Genomic DNA, 18762 nt, shown 5'->3' with positions numbered 1-18762 from the left:
TCCCACGACATGCGTGACACGCTCGGACTCGAAGGCATCGTCGGCGTCCTCGTCGTCTTCGTCGCCGTCGGCATCATCACCGTTCGCGACCCCGTCATCGCCGGCGCCGTGATGGTGCTGCTCGCCGGCCTCGCGCTGATCGCGAAGGGGCTCGTCGACACGGCCATGCGGTCGTTCGGACTGAAATAATCCGAACGCAGCGTTTCACCGTTCTCCCGAAAGAGTCATAATCGCCGACCGTTCCCCTCCGGTATGGTCGAAGTACCCGCCGTCGCGGTCGAACTCGTCGAACTCCTCGCCGTCACCGTCGGCGCCGGCGCGGCCGCCGCGGTCGGCGTCGTGCTCGAACGGTTCGGACTCTCCGCGGTCTCCGGCGGCGAGCTCGTCCTCGGCGCCTGGGCCGTCGGGATGGGACTGCTCGCGTTGTACGTCGGACTCGTCGGACTCGGGTACGAGCAGGCGCTCCCGCGGCTGCGCCGGCTCGCGGGCGGCGAGTAGGGCCGGGCCCCCGCCGCGGTCCGGCGGCGACTCACAGCTCGCCGTCGGCCGCCAGCTCGCGCACCCGGTCAGCGCGCTCCCGGATCGACTCCCACTCCGCGTCGTCCTTGTCGTCGACGTGCGAGTACATCAGCCCCATCCGCCCGGTGCCGCGCAGCGTCTCCTCGTTCTCCTTCAGGAAGTCCCAGTAGAGCGCGTTGAACGGGCAGGCGCCCTCGCCGGTGGTCCGCGAGACCGCGTACGGGCAGTCCGCGCAGTGGTCGCTCATCCGGTTCACGTAGCTCCCCGAGGAGGCGTACGGCTTCGAGGAGAGCACGTCCGTCCCGAACGACCCCATCGCGACGACGTTCGGCGTCGTCACCCAGTGGTAGGCGTCGACGAAGCCGAGGTGGAACCACTCGTTCAGCTCCGCCGGGTCGGCCCCGTACACCAGCGCGAAGTTCGATAACACCATCAGGCGCTCGATGTGGTGGGCGTAGCCGAACTCGCGGACGTGGCCGACCGCCTCCGAGAGACACCGCATGTCGGTGTCGCCGTCCCAGTAGGCGGGCGGCAGGTCCCGCTCCTGTTCCAGCTGATTCGCGTCGGCCAGCTCGGGCATCGCCTCGCGGTAGACGTGACGCATGAACTCCCGCCAGCCGATCACCTGCCTCACGAACCCCTCCGCTGCGTTGAGCGGGACGGGGGCGAGGTCGTCGTCGGTCGCGTCGCGGTCGTCCGGGGCGTCACCGGCCGCCGCCGCGTCGGCGTCGCCGCCGAACTGATCGAGGGAGGTCGTCCCCCCGCCCGTGTCTCCACGGACTTCGGGATCGTATCCGCCCGGATCGACGCCCCGCTCCGCGTAGGCGCGCTCGACCGCCCGGACCGGCTCGCGCGGGTCGAGCAGCCCGAGGTTGATCGCGGGCGAGAGCAGCGAGTGCGAGAGGAACGGCTCGCCGCCGACCATCGCGTCCTCGTAGCGCCCGAACGCGGGGAGCCCGTCGCGGACGAAGCGGCCGAGCGCCTCGCGCGCCTCGTCGCGCGTGACCGGCCACGCGAACCCGTCGAGCGAGTCGGTCCCCCACGTGTCGAACCGCTCCCGGACCCACGCGTGGGTCTCGCGGGTCAGCTCGTCCGGCTCGAACGCCGGCCGCGCGGGCGGCTCCCAGTCGTCCGGCGGCGTCTCCTGGTTCAGGTCGTCGTAGTTCCACTCGCCGCCGACCGGCTCCTCACCGTCCATCAGCACGCCCGTCTCGCGGCGGACGCGTCGGTACCAGTTCTCCTGTCGGAAGGTGCGCTCCGCGGCGCCGCCTTCTCCGAGGAGCGGTTCGCCGTCGCCGGTCTCGGCCTCCTCCCCGCCGGTCCACTCGCGCCAGTCGGCCGGCGTCGTCCAGAACAGCTCGTTGTCGACGAGATCGAGCGTTCCGCCGCGCTCGGCGACCAGTTCGCGGAGCCGCGCGCCGGCGCCGTGGCTCGCGGGCCGCATGAGACGCAGGCGCGGTTCGTCGCCGCCGTCGTCGCCGTCGCCCCCCTTGCCGTCGCGCGCTCCCGCCGCGCGCTCCGCGAGGAACTCGTCGAGGGCCTCGCCGAACGACCCCGCCCGCAGGTACGTCACGTCGTGGCCGCGCTCGCGGAGCTCGTCGCGGAAGTGTCTCATCGCCGAGAAGACGAGCGTCAGCTTGTGGGCGTGGTACGGCTTCCGGTCGGCGAAGCCGTGCGCCTCGATCAGCAGCACGTCGTCGGCGTCGTCGAGGACGTCGAGGTCGGGGTTGAGCTGGTCGCCGAGCAGCCAGCACGTCGTCCGGTCGCTCACGACGGGATCCACGGGCGCCAGCGCCATAGCTCCGACGCCGCGAGCGCCGGCGCGCGGCTCCGCGAACCGATCGCCCGACGGCGCGTCCCGCCCCCATCCGCGGCTTTTTGTCGCCCCGACGTGTCGGGCGAGCCATGGACGAGATCCTCACGAACTGGCTGCTCGGCCTGATCGCCGCGCTCCTCGCCGTCCTGGTACTCGACTCGACCGGCCAGTCCTTCCTCGCCCCGCTCGCCCCGGTCGCGAACGTGCTCGCCCTCGTCACGTTCCTCGCCTTCGTCCTCCTCACCGGAGCGTTCCTCGTGTACACCGCGTCGTTCCGCGACTGAGACCCCGACGCGCCTCCCGATCTCTCCCGACGCACTCCCCGCGAGCGCCGCCGCCGCGCGTAGCTTTTTGTCCCGCCTCGGACTGGTACGGGTATGGAGTACACGACGCTCGGTTCCACCGGTACGACGGTCTCGAAGATCTGTCTCGGCTGTATGAGCTTCGGCGATCCCGACTGGCGCGAGTGGGTCCTCGACGAGGAAGCGGGGAAGGAGCTGGTCGAGCGCGCGATCGAACTGGGCGTGAACTTCTTCGACACCGCCAACATGTACTCGAACGGGGAGAGCGAGCGCGTCCTCGGCGAGGCGCTCGACGGGTACGACCGCGACGAGTTCGTCGTGGCCACGAAGGGGTACTTCCAGATGGACGAGTCGAACCCGAACTCCGGCGGCCTCTCCCGGAAGGCGATCGAACAGGAGCTTCAGAACTCCCTCGACCGGCTGAACACGGAGACGATCGACCTCTACCAGATCCACCGGTGGGACTACGACACCCCGATCGAGGAGACGCTCGCCGCGCTCGACGACGCGGTCCGGCGCGGCGACGTACGGTATCTCGGCGCCTCCTCGATGTGGGCCCACCAGTTCGCCGAGTCGCTCCACACGAGCGAGCGCGAGGGGTACGAGCGGTTCGCCACGATGCAGAACCACTACAACCTCGCGTACCGCGAGGAGGAGCGCGAGACCCTCCCGCTGTGCGAGAAGGAGGGGATCGGCGTGATGCCGTGGAGCCCGCTCGCCCGCGGGTACCTGGCGCGACCGCACGAGGAGGTGGACGCGACGCTCCGCGGCGAGACCGAAGAGCACCTCTACGCGCACCCGTACCGCGAGGGCGGCGGGCGCGAGGTCAACGAGCGCGTCGAGGAGCTCGCCGCCGAGAAGGAAGTGAAGATGGCGCAGATCGCCTTGGCGTGGCTGTTCCACAAGGACTCGGTCGACACGCCCATCGTCGGCACGACGAGCGTCGAACACCTCGAAGACGCCGTCGAGGCGCTCGACATCGACCTCTCAGACTCCGACCTCGAGTGGCTCGAAGAACCCTACGAGCCCGTCCGCGTTTCCGGCCACGAGTGAGGCCGGCGCGCGGACGACCCGCGCTCGACGGCCTAAATGGTGTTTTAGGGATATGTCGGCAACCTATTTGTATGGTAACTAGTCACAACCGCACATGGGCGACGACACCGACCGCTCCGCGGTCCGGTCGAGTACGGAGTACGCTCGCGCCCGGACGCGGTGCCCGAACTGCGGCGACCGCGTGCCCGCGGCCGGACGGGACACGGAGGCGACGGAGTGTCCGAACTGCCACCGCATGGTTCGGACCTGACGCCGGCGGGGCGGAGACCGCTCGCCCCGACTTATAAAAACACCGTCGCGGACGCCACGACAACCCTTTTCGGCGGCGCCGCCGAACCGTGGCGCATGGCAGACGACGCCACCGACCCCGAGAACGGCGAGGCCGGCGAACAGGGCGACGCCCCCGACGGCGACGACGGCGAGGAGAAGTCCTTCCGCGAGCGCGTCGAGGAGATCCGCGAGCGACGCGAGCAGGAGCGCGAGGAGGGCGAGCGTCCCGACCCCGAGGAGATGATGGGCGGCGGCGGCCCGCCGGGGATGGGCGGTGGCGGCGGCGGCAACCCCTTCGCGCAGATGATGTCCGGCATGATGGGCGGCGGCGGCCCCGGCGGCGCGGGCGGCCCGCCCGGCATGGGCGGCGGTCCCGGCGCGGGCGCAGAGCAGGGCGCCCGCGGCGACGACGGCGGCAACGAGGAGCTCGTCCGCGAGGTGCGCCAGCTCCGCGACGAGGTCCGCGACGCCACCCGCCAGCTCCAGCGCATCGCGCAGGCGCTCGAAGACGACTGAGCCGACGGTAATCTCTTTTCGGTCCCGACCGCTTCACCTGACCCGAACAGCGTCACGCTCGTCTATCGACCGGTAGTGAACGCGCGCGGGAGCGTCAACGACCCGCAGAAAACCGCGCCGTCGACCGCCCGCTACCGACGTTCGCGCCGCCCGGCTAACACTCCGACCAGCCGCACGACTCGCACGTCTTACAGCCCTCGGAGTAGTAGAGGTTCATCCCGCCGCACTCGGGACACTCGGGCGACTCGCCCGCCGCGATGAGCTGCTGGGTCGAGTCGTCGGCGCCGGCCGCGTCGTCCTCGCCCGTCGGAGCGGTCCCGCTCGGGGCGCCGGTCGCCGCGCCGGCGTCGACCGCGCCGCCGTCGGTCTGGCTCGGCGGACTCGCGCTCGACGCGGCCTCCCCGACGTCGTCGAGGCTCTGCTGTTGAGGGATCCCCTTGTCGACGTCGTCGTCGAGGTAGCGCCGCAGCGCGGTGCCGATGGCGTCCGGGATCGACTGGATCTGCTCGCCCTTGTCCCAGGCGACCTTCGGGCTCCGGGTGCCCTGGAGCTCGTCGACGATCTCCTCGGGGTCGACGCCGGAGCGCAGCGCCGTCGAGATGACCTTCGCGAGCGCCTCGGTGAAGGAGTTGGTGTAGCCGCCGGAGTGGCCGATGTTCGCGAACAGCTCGAACGGTCGACCGTTCTCGTCCTCGTTGATGGTGACGTACAGCTTGCCGTAGCCCGTCTCGACCCGCTGGGTGACGCCCGACAGCGAGTCGGGGCGCGGGCTGCGCTCGCTGTAGTCGATCCGGGGCTGCTCGGTCGCTTCGAGCAGGTCTGCGACCTCCGCGTCGATCGCCACGCGGACGTCCTCGTTGTCGAGGAACGCCTCGACGCCGCCGAAGACCTCGTTGATCTGCTCGACGATGGTCTCCGCGGCCTCGCTCTCGTCGGCGAACTCCGTGTTCTGCGCCCGCGTCGTGAGCACCTGCTTCGAGCGGGTGCCGTCGCGGTAGTAGGTGACGCCCTTCCCGCCGTTCTCGTAGATGTACTCGAAGACCTCCTTGGCGTCGCCCAGCGTCGAGTCGTTGGGCGCGTTCACGGTCTTCGAGATGGCGGAGTCGACGCCCTTCTGACAGGCGACCTGGACGCCGGCGTGGTCCTTAGCCGAGAGGTCGCCGGTGACGACGAACAGCTCGCCGATGGCGTCCGGGACGGTGTCGAGCCCCTCGACGCCGTCGAACGCGTTTTCGGCCATCTGCGCCTGCGCCTCGCGCTTGACGGCCTCGACGTCGACGTCGTTGGCCTCCAGCGTGCGCAGGAAGTAGTCGTCGAACTCGACGCGCATCTCGTCGCCCTGGACGTCGTCGGAGACGTTCTTGTAGTAGGCGACGTTGTAGATCGGCTCGCAGCCGCCGGTCGTGTTGCCGATCATCGACGTCGTGCCCGTGGGGGCGATCGTCGTCGTGTTGTGGTTCCGGATCGGGAAGCCGTCCGCCCACTCGTCGGCGTCGAGCCCGGTGAAGTGCTCGAACCAGTCGCGGTGCTCGGTCGGGTTCGCGTACTTCGAGTCCGCCCAGTCGTTGAACGTCCCGCGCTCCTCGGCGAGATCGTGGGAGGCGAGCTTCGACTCGTGGTTGATGTGGGTCATCAGCTGCCGGGCGATCTCGTTGCCCGACTCGGAGCCGTAGCGGACGCCGAGCTGGACGTACAGCTGCGCGAGCCCCATGATTCCGAGCCCGATCTTCCGCATGTCGCGGACCTTCTCCTCGATCTCGTCGACCGGGAAGTCGGACATCGTGACGACGTTCTCGAGGAAGCGGGTGCCGTACGCGATCCGCTCTTCGAACTCCTCGAAGTCGATCGCCTCTTCGAGGAACGCCTCGACTGCGGCCGCCTCGGAGTCGTACTCGTCGGCGTGCTCGTCCGACCAGACGCGCCAGTCGGGCGCGTCGAGGTCCGCGAGCGTCGAGAGGTTGATGTGGCCGAGGTTACAGGCCTCGTACTCCTCTAACGGCTGCTCGCCGCAGGGGTTCGTCGCGAGAATCTGGTGCTCCGGGTGCTCCTCCACGTCGAAGGAGTGCTCCTTGTTGATCCGTTCGAGGTAGACGACGCCCGGCTCCCCGTTCTCGTGGGCGCCCTGGATCATGTGATCCCAGATCTCCGCCGCCGGGACGGAGAGCTCCTCGCCGACCTCGACGTGCTCGCCGAGCCCGAACATGTCGTAGAGCTCCTTCGTCTCCGGGGTGGCGACGTGGGGCTCCTCGGTGCGGGGGTTGGTGAAGGTGAACTCCTCGTCGTTCGCCAGCGCCTCCATGAAGTCGTCGGTGACGCCGACGCTGATGTTGAAGTTCGAGAGGTGTCCCTCGACCGCGTTCCGGAGGTGCTCGGGCACCTTGCCGTCCTCGTCGATGAGCTCCCGGGCCTCCTCCAGCGCGTCCGCGAAGGAGTTGTGCGTGAAGTCGTCGGGGTCGTTGAGCCGCAGCGAGTGGGCCAGCGAGACGTCCTTGTTCTTCGCGTGGATGAACTGGATCACGTCCGGGTGCGAGATGCGCATGACGCCCATCTGGGCGCCGCGGCGCGCGCCGCCCTGCGCGATCGTCTCGCACATCTGGTCGAACGTCCGCATGAACGTGATCGGCCCGGAGGCGATGCCGCCGGTGGAGCCGACGGAGTCGCCGTACGGCCGGAGCTTCCAGAACGCGTACCCCATGCCGCCGCCGGACTGGAACACCTCGGCCGCCTCCTTGGCGGTCTGGTGGATGTCGGTGATGTCGTCGCCCGGCGAGTCGACGAAGCAGGCGGAGAGCTGCTGGAGCTCGTCGCCGGCGTTCATCAGCGTCGGGGAGTTCGGCATGAAGGAAAGCGACTCCATCCCCTGTCGGAACGTCTCGGCGGTCGCCTCGACGTGGTCGCGCACCCCGTCGGGGAGCTCGGGAACGACCGTCTCGTACGCGAACTTGTTGACGTTGTGGGCCGTGAGCGTGGCCTCCGCGTCGTCGTCGGCCGTCGTGCCCGCGCCGAACACGTCCTCGGCGAGCTCGTCGCGCCGCGGGTGGTCGGGCTTCAGCTGGTCGGGCGTGACGGTGACCTCGACGCCCTGGTTTTCAGCCTCGAAGACGGCCTCCGCGAGCGCGACGTTTCGCGCGACGCGGTCGAAGAGTTCCTCCTGGTCTTCGATCGGTTCGCCGTCCGCGTTCTTCCGGAGGTAGCGCGCGGGCAGGATGTTCTGGTAGGCGTTGCCCGTGAGGCGCTCCTCCATCGTCTCGCCCGTGGTTCGTTTGATCGGCAGTTCGACTCCGTCGGCGGAGACGCCGTCGCTGCTCATTCGGCGGCCACCCCGCTGGCTTTGCGTGGAATATGGATCATCTGTAGTGTTGGTGTACTGGCGAGGCGGGCCCTTGTACGTTCGGATGTTCGGCCCCGCCCGGCTTCTACATGTCCGATTCGGTATGTAACGTCTCTCCGGTGCGCCTGACGCTGAATCCGGTACGTCGGTAAGGAATGGGCTCTGGACACATAAGCATAGGTAGACCGGAGTGAAACTGGTCGTCGATCGAAAAAACCACACGATGTGAGCGGTCTCCCACGGGAACAGAAGGGGGGTCGATCGAGGCGGCAACCGCCGGCCCAGCCGGCGCCCGATACCGCCGTGTCGGCCGATGTCGGGCGGATCCACGCTCGGCCCCATCACCGGAATGCCTGAAGACCTATCAGAACCAGTAAACGACTTCCGGCTCCTCCCACAAGCTTATGCCCGGCGTCGCCGTGGTCCGGGACATGACCGCAACGTCGCTCGCGCTCGCGGGGCTCGCCGCGCCGGCACAGGCCGCGCTGCTCGGCAGTCAGGTCGGGCAGCTCCTGGTCGCCCTCGTCGCCGTCGCGCTCGTCATCGTCGTCGGCAAGTTCGTATTGAAGCTCGCGTGGCGGCTCGTCACGATCGGCATCGTCGTCGTCGCGGCGTTCTACCTGCTGTCGACGCTGGGACTTGTCTAAAAACCGCCGCGGGCCGGCCGCCGGTTCGGGTCGAAGCGCCCGGCTTACTGGAACGCCGCGCCCGGTTCGGCCTCGGTGCGGTCGACCTCCGACCGCTTGAACTGCTTTTCTATCTCCTCGTAGCGCTCGCGCGTCTCGGGGGTGACGCTCGGGTTCACCTCGCTCAGCGCGTCCTCGAAGTGCTCCATCGTCACGCGGACGTTGCCGACGGACTCGCCGACCTCCTCGCGCGTGACGCTGCCGATGAACTCCCGAGAGGCGTTCATCGACGCCTCGCGGGCGACCGCCTCGATGTCGGCCCCCACGTACCCCTCGGTCTTCCGGGCGAGGGCGTCGAGGTCGACGTCGTCGGCCAGCGGCTTGTTCCGCGTGTGGACCTCGAAGATCCGGCGGCGGGCCTCCTCGTCGGGGACGGGCACGTGGACGTGCCGGTCCAGCCGGCCGGGACGCAGCAGCGCCGAGTCGATGAGGTCGGGGCGGTTCGTCGTCGCGACGACGACGACGTCCTCCAGCGACTCGAGGCCGTCGAGCTCCGTCAGCAGCTGGGAGACGACGCGCTCGCCCACGCCGGAGTCGCCGGAGTTCTTCCCGCGCTCGGTGGCGATCGAGTCGATCTCGTCGAAGAACACGATCGTCGGCGCGTTCTCGCGGGCCTTGCTGAACACCTCGCGGACGCCCTTCTCGGACTCGCCCACGTACTTGTTCAGCAGCTCGGGCCCCTTGATCGAGATGAAGTTGGACTCGCTCTCGTTGGCGACGGCCTTCGCGAGCAGGGTCTTCCCCGTGCCCGGCGGGCCGTACATCAGGACGCCCTTCGCGGCCTGCATGTCGAGCTCGTCGAACACCTCGGGGTACTCGAGCGGCCACTGGATCGTCTCGCGGAGCCGCTCTTTCGTGTCCCCGAGGCCGCCGACGTCGTCCCAGGTGGTGTCGGGGACCTCCACGAACACCTCCCGCAGCGCGGAGGGTTCGATCCCCTTGATCGCCTCCTTGAAGTCCGACTCGGTCACCTGGATGCTGTTCAGCACGTCGGCGTCGATCTCGTCCGATTCGAGGTCGATCTCCGGGCGGATGCGCCGCAGCGCGTGCATCGCGGACTCCTTCGCCAGCGATTCGAGGTCGGCCCCGACGAAGCCGTGCGTGTTCTCGGCGTACTCGTCGAGGTCGATCCCGTCGGTCAGCGGCATGTTCCGCGTGTGGACCTGAAGGATCTCCTTGCGACCGTCCCGGTCGGGGACGCCCACCTCGATCTCGCGGTCGAAGCGGCCGCCCCGTCGGAGCGCCTGATCGATGGCGTCGACGCGGTTCGTCGCCCCGATGACGACGACCTCGCCGCGCTCTTCGAGCCCGTCCATCAGCGAGAGCAGCTGCGCCACGACGCGGCGCTCCACGTCGCCGCCCGCCTCCTCGCGCTTGGGCGCGATGGAGTCGAGCTCGTCCATAAAGATGATCGACGGTGACTCCTCGGACGCCTCCTCGAACACTTCGCGGAGCTGCTCCTCGCTCTCGCCGTAGTACTTCGACATGATCTCCGGGCCGGAGATCGTGTGGAAGTTCGCGTCGATCTCGTTGGCGACCGCCTTCGCGATCAGCGTCTTCCCAGTGCCCGGCGGGCCGTGGAGCAGGACGCCCTTCGGCGGGTCGATGCCGAGGCGCTTGAACAGCTCCGGGTGCCGCATCGGGAGCTCGATCATCTCGCGGACCTGTTCGAGCTCGTCGTCGAGCCCGCCGATGTCCTCGTAGGTCACGTCCGGCCCCTCGCCGGTGCCGCCCGCGGCCTCGCCGCGGTCGGCGATCTCCTCGGCGGAGATCTCGGAGATGCTGATCTCCGTCTCGTCGGTGATGACGACCGTGCCGCCGGGGCTCGTCTCGGCGATCTTCATCGGGACCGCCTGCGACTGGCCGCCCATCAGCCCGAAGCCGAGCGAGGTCCGGATCGTCTGCCCCTCGGTCACCGGCTGACCGGAGAGCTTGTCCCGGATGAACGGGGCGATCTGCCCCCGCACCCGCAGCTGGCTGGGGAAGGCGATCGTCACTGCGTCCGCCCGCGAGACGTCGACGTCCTCGACGGTGACGCGGTCGTCGATCCCCACGTCGGCCTCCTGGCGGAGGCGCCCGTCGATGCGGATCACGCCCGTCCCGTCGTCCTCGGGGTAGCCGGGCCAGACGCGGGCGATCGCCGCCCCGTCGGCGCTCTCGACGCGGACGATGTCCCCGCCGGAGAGCCCGAGCTCGTCGGCCGCGACGCGGTCGATTGCCGCCAGGCGACGGCCGGCGTCCTTCTGTTTCAGCGGCTTGACAGTGAGCTTCATCGGTCGCCCTCCACGGTTAGCACGCCGTTGTTCACCGCCACGTCGGCGGCCGTCCCGGGCAGCTCGAACTCCGATTCGACCGGCCCGTCCGGTCCCTCTACGACGACGATCGCCGTCTCGCCGACGGTGTCGACGGTGACGGCCTCGTCGTCGACGTCGAGGTCGGCGGCGACGGTCCAGCCGTCGTCGTACTCGTACCGGCGCAGCAGCGCGCCGTCGCCGGTCGATCGGGTCTGTATGTGATTCATCCTAACTACGAGTTAGTCGCGTAAGTATTTAAACTTGACGCTCAAAATCGCATGACGTGAGTGCTTCTTTGTACTAACGGTAGTGTAGCGGTTCGAGCGATTCCACCGCCGACCGTCCGCCGTCGTGCGGTCGGACCCGCGGCGCCGATCGAGTCGCCGAGCGCGCGTCGGCTCCCTCGGGCGCTTATACCGCTCGGCGCCGAACCGCCCGGACATGGAACGGGTCACCCACGACGGTCGCGCGACGGCGTACCGCCGCTTCGACCGCGGCGGCGACGGGCCGACGGTCTGCTTCGTTCACGGCAGCGGCGGCACGAAAGACATCTGGAAGTCGCAGGCCAGGCTGGCCGACCGGGTTCCGAGCGTCGCCGTCGACCTCTCCGGGCACGGCGACAGCGACGACGTCGCGACGCCCGCCGGCCCCGAGACGCTCGACGCGTACGCGGACGACGTGGTCGCGGTCGCGGAGGAGACGGGGGCGACAGTCCTCTGCGGCAACTCCCTCGGCGGCGCGGTCGCGCTGCGGGTCGCCTTAGAGCGCGACCTCGCGCTCGACGGCCTCGTCCTCGCGGGCACGGGCGCGAAGCTCGCGGTGGCCGAGCCCCTCCGCGGCGCGCTCGCCGACGATTTCGAGCGGGCCGTCTCGCTGCTCCACGAGCCGGACCGCCTCTTCCACGACGCGCCGCCCGAGTACGTCGAGCTCTCCGAGGCGGCCATGCGCGAGTGCGGGCGAGCGGTCACCGAACGCGACTTCCTCACCTGCCACCGGTTCGACGTCCGGGAGCGACTCGACGAGATCGGCGTCCCGGCGCTCGCGCTCGTCGGCGCGCACGACGAGCTCACGCCGCCCGCGTACCATGAGTACCTCGCGGACGGGATCCCGGCCGGAGAGCTCGCGGAGGTCCCCGACGCCGCGCACCTCGCGATGCTCGAAGCGCCGACCGCGTTCAACGACGCGCTCTCCGCGTTCCTCGGTCGGCTGTAGGCCGCCCGTCCCGCCGGTCGTCGGCTCGCGACCGCGGGGACCCGCCGACCGCCGCGAGATTTAGGTCGGTCGCGCGTCCCGTGGGCACATGGTCGACAGCGACGACGGCGATACCGGCCGTGCCGACGGGTCCGGAGCGCCGGCGGGCGCCGAACAGCCTCCGGCCGAACCGCCCCCGGGCGACCCCGACATCGACGACCTGCTCGCGAAGCTCGACGCCCTGCGCGACACGGTCGACGAGGGCCACGAGCGCGAGGAGGTTCGACAGACGATCTCGCTCGTCGAGCGGATGCCCGGGAGCGGCGCGCTCGCGGAGCGGATCACGAAGTACACCTCCAGAGACCTCGCCGAGTCGTTCGTCGGGGCGGCGCTGTTCGCGCTCCCGCTGCTCGTCGAGGGGGGCGTCTTCGAGATCGCGGCCTGGTTCGCCGCGACGACCGTCGCCGGCGTTCCGGTCCTCCTGATCGGCCACGTCGGCTTCGTCTTCCTCGCGACCGCCGGGCTCCTCTACTTCGCCGACTTCCGGCAGATCGCGATCCGCCACCCGATCTTCGGATTCATCCCGCGCCGGTACGCGGGCGTCCTCCTCGTCTCGCTCGCCACGTCGGCGACAATGCTGCTGTTCTGGGGCCGCCTCCACGAGGGGGACCCCACCGCCCTCGAACGGGCCGGTCGGGTCGCGGTCGTCTGGGCGGCGGCGGCGTTCGGCGCGGGCCTCGGCGACATCCTCCCGGGCGAGTCGCAGGGCGAGGACCTCGGGAAGTTCGACCTCGACATCGGCGACCGCGACTGAGCCGCCTCCCCGGGAGCCCCACTCGCTCCGCGCCACCCGTGGCACTCGCTCCGCGCCACCAGCGGCACTCGCTCCGCGTCACCCGCGGTGGATCTCCCGCCCCGATCCCCCTTTTCCACAGGTTTTTCGCCGCGGCGATCCTACCGACCCCTATGTCAGCGCTACGCGACGCGCTCCGGGACCTCCCGGACGCGGTGTTTGCGGACCTACTCGAGTCCGACGACGGGTACGTCCTCGTCGTCGACCTCCCGGGCGCGACCGCAGCGACGACCGAGGTGCTCGTCGAGGACGGTCGTATCGACATCGAGGGTCGCCGCGAGAAGGCCGTCCCCGACGGGTTCGAGTACGTCCGGGAGGACCGCCCGCTGTTCCTCGACGCGGAACTCCCCCTCCCGAACGACGCCGACGGCGCGGGCGCCGACGCCGAGATCGACCGCGGCGTCCTCGAAATCTCCCTCCCCAAGCGAGAGCGCGACGTCTCCCGGACCATCCCCGTCGACGACGCGGACGGCGAGGGCGACGCCTGACGGGTGGTCACGCTGGTCAACCTTCGCGCCTACTGGCGGTTCGTCGTCGTTCTGCGGCAGTTCTCGCCGCTCATCGTCGCCTACTGGCGTGACCGCCGCCGGTACTTCCTGTTCGGCGGGAGCCGAGAGGTCGACGCCGAGACCCAGCGCGAGCGCGCCGCGGTGCTGCTCGACATCCTGCTCACGCTCGGGCCGACGTTCATCAAACTCGGACAGATCCTCTCGACGCGTCCCGACATCCTTCCCCCCGCGTACATCGAGGTCTTGGAGGGACTCCAAGACGACGTTCCCCCCGCGCCGTGGGAGGAGTCGCGGGTCGTCCTCGAAGACGAGTTCGGGCCGGTCGACGAGACGTTCGACGACTTCGACCGCGACCCGATAAGCGGCGCGAGCCTCGGACAGGTGTACACCGCCACCTACGAGGGCGACGAGGTCGCGGTGAAGGTGCGTCGGCCCGGCATCGAGTCGCTCGTCGAGGCCGACCTCCGCACGATCCGCTGGTCGATCCCGCTGGTCAAGCGGTTCACCGGCGCCGGCCGGTCGTTCTCCCTGGAGAACCTCGCCGACGAGTTCGCCAAGACGATCCGCGAGGAGATGGACTACGCCCGCGAGCGGACGATGCTCGAGGAGATCCGCGGCAACTTCGCGGACAACGATCGGATCCGGATCCCAGAGACGTACGAGTCGGTGTCGGGGCCGCGGGTGCTCACCATGGAGTACGTCCCGGGCACGAAGATCAGCGACATCGACGCGCTCGACGAGGCTGGTCACGACCGGACGGCGATCGCGGAGATCCTCCAGGAAGTGTACCTCCAGATGATCATCGACGACGGCGTGTTCCACGCCGACCCCCACCCGGGGAACCTCGCGGTCGCGGACGACGGGTCCGTGATCTTCTACGACTTCGGCATGGCGGGGCGGGTGGACCCGTTCGTCCAGGAGAAGATCGTCGAGTTCTACGTCGCGGTCGCGCGGCAGGATATCGACGCCATCCTCGACACGCTCATCTCGATGGGGACCCTCTCGCCGGAGGCCGACCGCGAGGTGATGGGGAACGTGATGGAGCTCGCCATCGCCGACGTCCGGGGCGAGGACGTCGAGCAGTACCAGGTGAACCAGATCATCGAGCAGGTGGAGTCGTCCATCTACGAGTTCCCGCTCCGGCTCCCGCCGAACCTCGCCTTGGTCCTCCGGGTCGCCACCGTCGTCGAGGGGGTCTGTGTCACCTTAGACCCCGAGTTCGACTTCATCTCGACGGCGACCGACTACCTCCGCGAGGAGGGGTACTACGAGCAGACCGCCCGTGACCTCGCCGAAGACGCCGGCCGACAGGTACAACAGACCACCGAGGCGCTGTTCACGGTCCCGCCGAAGGCCGACGAGTTCCTCGACCGCGCCAACCGCGACGACCTGACGGTCAACGTCGTCTTAGAGGATGACACGAAGGTCTTAGAGAAGCTGGCGATGCGGATCGCCTACTCGGTGCTACTCGCCGTCGGCGTCCTCTCGGCGACGATCCTCTACTCGTTCGCGAACAACTGGCGGCTCGCGCTCGTCGTCCTCGCGCTGGCCTCGCCGCTCGCGATCGCCTTGTACCGGTCGTTCCGGAAGAAGCGGGGACTCCGCACCACGCCGCAGTTCACCCGCCAGGGGATGAAACAGCGGCGCGACGACTGACTCGGCGACGGGGCGCCACTCAACGGCACAGCGACCGGACCGGCGGCGCGGCGACCGACTCAGCGGCCTTTTATCGACTCTCCTGTCGCCCGACAGATCCACACGTCTTCCGCTTCCTCGACCGCGTACTCCCGCGCCGTTAGCCACTCGCGGAGGGCGGCGGGGTCCGGGCTCATCGTCCCCTCGTCCGCCGCGCCTCCCTCCGCTGACCCCGACTCGTGGACCTCCACGACGAGCAGCGGACGGTACGTCGCGAGCGTCTCCGCCGCGCCCCGGAGGACCGCCCCCTCGCGCCCCTCGACGTCGACCTTCACGGCGTCCGGCGGCGGGACTGTCCCGCCCCCGTCGGCTCTCTCGTCGCCGACGCCCTCGACGAGTTCGTCGAGCCGTCGGACCGGGACCGACTCCGTCCCGGCGACGCTCGCGCCCCACCTCGTCGCCAGATCGCGGTCGAACGCCGAGCACTTCGAGAACGTCGATCGATAGAAGGTAAGCGTCGCGTTCGCGTCGCCCGCGCCCGCCCGCCTGAGGTCGAGCCGATCGCCGAGCCCGTTCCGCTCGGCGTTCCGCGCCAGCCGGTCCGCGCTCTCGCCGTTCGGCTCGAACGCCACTACGCGACGGTCGGTCCCGCGGGTCAGCGGGATCGCGTGCTCGCCGACGTGCGCGCCCACGTCGAGGATCACCGCGTCCTCCGGGAGACGGTCGAGCGCGGCCAGTCCGGGGTCGTCGCCGTGGGGGTTCGTCGGCTCGTAGCTCCAGTACGTGCCGGCGACGGTCCGCTTCGGCGTCGCGACGCCGAGCGCGTACGTCAGGTCGGCGAGCCGGTACAGGGTTCGAAAGCCGAGCCGCTCGACGCGCGACCGAACCAGCGACGGCAGCCGTGCTATCGAGGGCATCGCGGTGTCACGCGCCGATGACCTGAATCGGGACGAGGAGGAAACAGAGCGCGCCGACGGCGAACGTGACGGCCCCGACCGCGATCCGCGGCAGCCCCAGCCCGTCCTCGTCGGCCGGATTCGCGGGTCCGTTGAACGCGATGACCGTCGCGAACACGCCCCAGAACGCCCACAGCCCCACCGACTCGTTCAGGCCGAGCCCCCGCCAGAAGTAGAGGTAGGCGGCGATGGCGAACAGCGCGCCGGGGACGAGCGCCGCCACCGTCTCCTGTCGCGGCCCGAGCATCGCCCGGACCATGTGGCCGCCGTCGAGTTGGCCGACCGGGAGGAGGTTCAGGACGGTGAAGAACATCCCGACCCACCCGCCGATCACCACGGGGTGGGCGGTGAGCCGCGGGTCGCCGTAGCTCGTCGGCTGGCCGAGGGCGCCGGCGATGAAGTCCAAGAGCGGCGGGTTGTTGAACCGGATCACCGCGCCCGACGAGTTCGCGAGCTCCGCCGGCACCTGGATCGGGTCGAGCGAGAGGCCGATCGCGGTCACGACGACGGTCGCGAACAGCCCCGCGATCGGTCCCGCCGCGCCGATATCGAAGAGGACCTTCCGCGACGGCATCCGGCCGCGGATGCGGATCACCGCGCCGAGCGTGCCGAACGGGAAGATGAAGGGGATAACGTACGGCAACGAGACGGGGACGCCGTGGTAGCGACCGGCGGCGTAGTGGCCGAGTTCGTGGGTCATCAACACCCCGAGAACGGCGGCCGTGAACGGCCACGCCCGGAGCAGCGTCAGGGGGTTCGACTGGATCTCCGCGAGCGGCACGTAGTACCAGCCGTACGCGCCGACGAACAGCGTCGACAGCAGCGTGGCCGCGAACATGGCGACGTTCACCCACGGGATCCCGTCCCGACCGCGGTCGAACGGCGTCGCGACGACGACGTGGCCGCCGTCGACGACCTCCACGTCGACCTCGTACCCCGCCTCTCGAAAGTGGGGGGTCAGCTTGCGCAACAGCGTCCGCTCCGGGACGTACGACTCGCCGCGGTATCGCACGCGACCGTCCTCGCGACGGACCTCGTCGATCCGAAAGAACGTCCGGAGCGGCTCCGGACGCGGCGCGCCGTCGCCGGCCGTCGCCGCGTCCTCGTGTTCTGGCATCGTGGGGTCGTAGCTGGTCGGCGAGTATAAACCCCGCGTCGGCGGGCACGGGTACCGCAAACACGGCGCGGCGCGTGGGCTGGCGGAACTCGACGCGGACGCGCTCGCGGTCAGAAAAGCGCGGGACGGGGACCGGTTCGTGAACCGAGTGCGCCTCGGAGCGGTACTGCGTTCGTCGGTCGACGGAGCGCGTCCCTCAGGCGGGTTCGACGCGCCAGGTCGTCGCGCCCGTGTACGACCACTTCTCGACGGTGAGCTCCGTCGCCGAGTCGCGGAGCTTCACCATCAGGGCGCCGATCTCCTTCGGCGAGAGGTCGATGTCGTCGGAGATGAACTTCCCCTTGAAGTACATCTCGCCGTCTTGGGCGCGGTCGAGCAGGTACTGCTTCAGCCGCTCTTCCTTGCTGCGGTCGTCGTTCGCGCTCGCGTTCGTGGAGGGGTTCGCAGTCGCGCTCATAGTACACCTCACCCTTGCTCCCGGAGGGTGTTATAAAGGCGTCACCGTTGGGCGACGTTCAGGGGGTTTCAGGGCGTTTCACCGAACTCGCCGGGGTAAAACGTGTCTGACGGACTCTTTACAACGCTTCTAGAACGCGCTAGAAATTTTATAACCCGTTTTGAACACGTTTTCTCCGTCGCTGACTCGGTACGCGAGTAACTCGCCGCCGTCCGGTCCGACGGCCGGAAAGAAACAAAAAGCGCCGCGTATTCTCGGTCTCGGCGCGCTCGCGCGTCCTCCCCGCGACCGCCGAGACGACCTCTTGGGACCGATCGCGGCCGCGACGAAACCGGAAGCGGCGACGCCGCGCGCCGGTCAGTCCCGGCGGTGGACCCAGAACGTCTCCGACTCCGTCGCCTCTTTCTTGAAGATCGGCACCTCGTCTTTCAGCCGGTCGATCCCGTCTTCGACCGTCCGGAACGCCTCCCCGCGGTGCCCGGCCAGCACGACCACGAAGACGATGTCCTCACCCGCCTCGATCACGCCGGTGCGGTGGTGCATCCGCACGTCGAAGACCCCATCGCGGGCCGCTAGCTCCTCCGCGATGGCGGCCATCCGATCCTCGGCGACCCCGTCGTACTTCTCGAACGCGAGGTGCGTCGTCCGGTCGTCGTCCGGGCCGTCGCGGGCGCGCACGCGGCCGGTGAACGTCGCTATCGCCCCCGCCCGGTCCGCGTCCGGCGACGCCTCGGCGCGGCGCACCAGCGTCTCACGGGTGATCCACGGCTCCGCGCTGTCGAGGTCGGCGACGACGTCGCCGAGGTCGACCCCGTCGGGGGCGGTCGCGCTCGCGACGACCGTCCCCGGCACGCGCTCCGGGTCCGGGTCGGACCCGAGGAGGACCGCGGGCACGCGCAACCGCGGCTCGCCGACCGCCAGCAGGTAGTCGTGGTCGGGGGCGAGCCCGTCGAGCAGGTCGTCGAACCCCTCGACGCTCCCCCGACCGCGCCAGTTCCCGTCTGCGTCGAACGCGACAGCGGTGTCCGCGCCCGAGCGCTGCGCCGGACCGACGACCCCCCCGTCCGCGGCCGGGTCGCTCCGTGTCGAGTCGCTCTCGGGGGCGCCGTTCGGGTCGTCGTCGCGCTCCACGACGGCGACTCGCCCGTCGAGTCGGTCCGCGAGCCGCCGGGCCAGCGTCGCCGCCCCGTCGCCGACGATCGATATCGGTCGCATACCCGAGAGCGGGCCGCGACCGATTTAGGCGTTTCCCGCCCG

General features: G+C 69.7%; 19 protein-coding genes. 11 read left to right on the top strand and 8 right to left on the bottom strand.

All coding sequences use genetic code 11. The features are described from left to right. Positions 1 to 9: 9 nt before the first annotated feature. Positions 10 to 189 (top strand): hypothetical protein, encoded by a 180-nt coding sequence (locus B9G38_RS01570; RefSeq protein ID WP_086219255.1) that lies wholly within the window; start codon positions 10 to 12, stop codon positions 187 to 189. A 63-nt stretch (positions 190 to 252) separates the two neighbouring features. Continuing rightward, positions 253 to 498 (top strand): hypothetical protein, encoded by a 246-nt coding sequence (locus B9G38_RS01565; protein ID WP_086219254.1) that lies wholly within the window; start codon positions 253 to 255, stop codon positions 496 to 498. A 31-nt stretch (positions 499 to 529) separates the two neighbouring features. Here B9G38_RS01565 and B9G38_RS01560 read toward each other — a convergent pair whose 3' ends face one another. Continuing rightward, positions 530 to 2290: a cryptochrome/photolyase family protein gene (locus B9G38_RS01560; RefSeq protein WP_086219257.1), complete on the bottom strand. Its 1761-nt coding sequence runs from the start codon at positions 2288 to 2290 to the stop codon at positions 530 to 532. A gap of 134 nt (positions 2291 to 2424) precedes the next feature. On the opposite strand from B9G38_RS01560, the gene B9G38_RS01555 reads away from it, so the two are divergent. From B9G38_RS01555 to B9G38_RS01545, 4 genes are all read left to right on the top strand, one after another. Further along, on the top strand, positions 2425 to 2619 hold the full coding sequence (locus B9G38_RS01555; protein ID WP_086219253.1) for a hypothetical protein: 195 nt from the start codon (positions 2425 to 2427) through the stop codon (positions 2617 to 2619). A gap of 93 nt (positions 2620 to 2712) precedes the next feature. After that, entirely contained in the window at positions 2713 to 3690 is a 978-nt protein-coding gene (locus tag B9G38_RS01550) for an aldo/keto reductase (RefSeq protein WP_086219252.1), read from the top strand. Between the two features lie 94 nt (positions 3691 to 3784). Then, positions 3785 to 3940 carry a hypothetical protein gene (locus tag B9G38_RS18130; protein WP_198945645.1) on the top strand — a complete coding sequence of 52 codons (156 nt, stop codon included), beginning with the start codon at positions 3785 to 3787 and terminating at the stop codon, positions 3938 to 3940. 95 nt (positions 3941 to 4035) lie between these two features. After that, positions 4036 to 4476, top strand: a complete 441-nt coding sequence (locus B9G38_RS01545) for a hypothetical protein (RefSeq protein WP_086219251.1) — start codon at positions 4036 to 4038, stop codon at positions 4474 to 4476. Between the two features lie 154 nt (positions 4477 to 4630). Here B9G38_RS01545 and B9G38_RS01540 read toward each other — a convergent pair whose 3' ends face one another. After that, a complete protein-coding gene (locus B9G38_RS01540) occupies positions 4631 to 7786 on the bottom strand; it encodes an adenosylcobalamin-dependent ribonucleoside-diphosphate reductase (RefSeq protein ID WP_086219250.1) in 3156 nt (1051 codons plus the stop codon). Between the two features lie 425 nt (positions 7787 to 8211). On the opposite strand from B9G38_RS01540, the gene B9G38_RS01535 reads away from it, so the two are divergent. Next, complete coding sequence (locus tag B9G38_RS01535; RefSeq protein ID WP_049930233.1) at positions 8212 to 8454, top strand: hypothetical protein; 243 nt, start codon at positions 8212 to 8214, stop codon at positions 8452 to 8454. 44 nt (positions 8455 to 8498) lie between these two features. Here B9G38_RS01535 and B9G38_RS01530 read toward each other — a convergent pair whose 3' ends face one another. Both B9G38_RS01530 and B9G38_RS01525 read right to left on the bottom strand, forming a co-directional pair. Continuing rightward, positions 8499 to 10766 (bottom strand): CDC48 family AAA ATPase, encoded by a 2268-nt coding sequence (locus B9G38_RS01530; RefSeq protein ID WP_086219249.1) that lies wholly within the window; start codon positions 10764 to 10766, stop codon positions 8499 to 8501. After that, positions 10763 to 11014, bottom strand: a complete 252-nt coding sequence (locus B9G38_RS01525; protein ID WP_049930235.1) for a hypothetical protein — start codon at positions 11012 to 11014, stop codon at positions 10763 to 10765. The genes B9G38_RS01530 and B9G38_RS01525 overlap by 4 nt, the downstream gene beginning before the upstream one ends. A gap of 214 nt (positions 11015 to 11228) precedes the next feature. Between B9G38_RS01525 and B9G38_RS01520 the strand changes: the two genes are divergently transcribed. The 4 genes from B9G38_RS01520 to B9G38_RS01505 all read left to right on the top strand — a co-directional run bounded on the left by B9G38_RS01520 (position 11229) and on the right by B9G38_RS01505 (position 14996). Then, complete coding sequence (locus B9G38_RS01520; RefSeq protein WP_086219248.1) at positions 11229 to 11999, top strand: alpha/beta fold hydrolase; 771 nt, start codon at positions 11229 to 11231, stop codon at positions 11997 to 11999. An 88-nt stretch (positions 12000 to 12087) separates the two neighbouring features. Then, a complete protein-coding gene (locus tag B9G38_RS01515) occupies positions 12088 to 12792 on the top strand; it encodes a DUF2391 domain-containing protein (protein WP_086219247.1) in 705 nt (234 codons plus the stop codon). A gap of 152 nt (positions 12793 to 12944) precedes the next feature. Next, the gene (locus B9G38_RS01510; protein ID WP_086219246.1) at positions 12945 to 13319 is read left to right on the top strand and encodes an Hsp20/alpha crystallin family protein; all 375 of its coding nucleotides are present in this window, start codon (positions 12945 to 12947) and stop codon (positions 13317 to 13319) included. A gap of 3 nt (positions 13320 to 13322) precedes the next feature. Next, positions 13323 to 14996 (top strand): AarF/ABC1/UbiB kinase family protein, encoded by a 1674-nt coding sequence (locus B9G38_RS01505; RefSeq protein ID WP_049930241.1) that lies wholly within the window; start codon positions 13323 to 13325, stop codon positions 14994 to 14996. Between the two features lie 59 nt (positions 14997 to 15055). On the opposite strand, the gene B9G38_RS01500 is transcribed toward B9G38_RS01505, so the two are convergent. The 4 genes from B9G38_RS01500 to B9G38_RS01485 all read right to left on the bottom strand — a co-directional run bounded on the left by B9G38_RS01500 (position 15056) and on the right by B9G38_RS01485 (position 18720). Next, entirely contained in the window at positions 15056 to 15892 is an 837-nt protein-coding gene (locus B9G38_RS01500; protein ID WP_086219245.1) for an FkbM family methyltransferase, read from the bottom strand. A 7-nt stretch (positions 15893 to 15899) separates the two neighbouring features. Beyond that, a complete protein-coding gene (locus tag B9G38_RS01495; protein WP_049930244.1) occupies positions 15900 to 17048 on the bottom strand; it encodes a site-2 protease family protein in 1149 nt (382 codons plus the stop codon). A gap of 196 nt (positions 17049 to 17244) precedes the next feature. Next, positions 17245 to 17505 carry a hypothetical protein gene (locus B9G38_RS01490; RefSeq protein ID WP_086219244.1) on the bottom strand — a complete coding sequence of 87 codons (261 nt, stop codon included), beginning with the start codon at positions 17503 to 17505 and terminating at the stop codon, positions 17245 to 17247. A 357-nt stretch (positions 17506 to 17862) separates the two neighbouring features. After that, the gene (locus B9G38_RS01485; protein WP_086219243.1) at positions 17863 to 18720 is read right to left on the bottom strand and encodes a molybdopterin synthase; all 858 of its coding nucleotides are present in this window, start codon (positions 18718 to 18720) and stop codon (positions 17863 to 17865) included. Positions 18721 to 18762 lie beyond the last annotated feature (42 nt).

It is taken from the genome of Halorubrum sp. SD612 (assembly GCF_002135005.1).
Note: the sequence above shows the minus strand (reverse complement) of the source record. Positions and strands in the feature narration are given on the sequence as shown.

What these genes read in the sequence shown, in the direction of transcription:
- B9G38_RS01510 (WP_086219246.1), top strand. Translation starts at nt 12,945, where the DNA reads ATGTCAGCGCTACGCGACGCGCTCCGGGACCTCCCGGACGCGGTGTTT.
- B9G38_RS01550 (WP_086219252.1), top strand. Translation starts at nt 2,713, where the DNA reads ATGGAGTACACGACGCTCGGTTCCACCGGTACGACGGTCTCGAAGATC.
- B9G38_RS01530 (WP_086219249.1), bottom strand. Translation starts at nt 10,766, where the DNA reads ATGAAGCTCACTGTCAAGCCGCTGAAACAGAAGGACGCCGGCCGTCGC.
- B9G38_RS01540 (WP_086219250.1), bottom strand. Translation starts at nt 7,786, where the DNA reads ATGAGCAGCGACGGCGTCTCCGCCGACGGAGTCGAACTGCCGATCAAA.
- B9G38_RS01525 (WP_049930235.1), bottom strand. Translation starts at nt 11,014, where the DNA reads ATGAATCACATACAGACCCGATCGACCGGCGACGGCGCGCTGCTGCGC.
- B9G38_RS18130 (WP_198945645.1), top strand. Translation starts at nt 3,785, where the DNA reads ATGGGCGACGACACCGACCGCTCCGCGGTCCGGTCGAGTACGGAGTAC.
- B9G38_RS01500 (WP_086219245.1), bottom strand. Translation starts at nt 15,892, where the DNA reads ATGCCCTCGATAGCACGGCTGCCGTCGCTGGTTCGGTCGCGCGTCGAG.
- B9G38_RS01495 (WP_049930244.1), bottom strand. Translation starts at nt 17,048, where the DNA reads ATGCCAGAACACGAGGACGCGGCGACGGCCGGCGACGGCGCGCCGCGT.
- B9G38_RS01570 (WP_086219255.1), top strand. Translation starts at nt 10, where the DNA reads ATGCGTGACACGCTCGGACTCGAAGGCATCGTCGGCGTCCTCGTCGTC.
- B9G38_RS01515 (WP_086219247.1), top strand. Translation starts at nt 12,088, where the DNA reads ATGGTCGACAGCGACGACGGCGATACCGGCCGTGCCGACGGGTCCGGA.
- B9G38_RS01545 (WP_086219251.1), top strand. Translation starts at nt 4,036, where the DNA reads ATGGCAGACGACGCCACCGACCCCGAGAACGGCGAGGCCGGCGAACAG.
- B9G38_RS01535 (WP_049930233.1), top strand. Translation starts at nt 8,212, where the DNA reads ATGCCCGGCGTCGCCGTGGTCCGGGACATGACCGCAACGTCGCTCGCG.
- B9G38_RS01555 (WP_086219253.1), top strand. Translation starts at nt 2,425, where the DNA reads ATGGACGAGATCCTCACGAACTGGCTGCTCGGCCTGATCGCCGCGCTC.
- B9G38_RS01565 (WP_086219254.1), top strand. Translation starts at nt 253, where the DNA reads ATGGTCGAAGTACCCGCCGTCGCGGTCGAACTCGTCGAACTCCTCGCC.
- B9G38_RS01520 (WP_086219248.1), top strand. Translation starts at nt 11,229, where the DNA reads ATGGAACGGGTCACCCACGACGGTCGCGCGACGGCGTACCGCCGCTTC.
- B9G38_RS01490 (WP_086219244.1), bottom strand. Translation starts at nt 17,505, where the DNA reads ATGAGCGCGACTGCGAACCCCTCCACGAACGCGAGCGCGAACGACGAC.
- B9G38_RS01485 (WP_086219243.1), bottom strand. Translation starts at nt 18,720, where the DNA reads ATGCGACCGATATCGATCGTCGGCGACGGGGCGGCGACGCTGGCCCGG.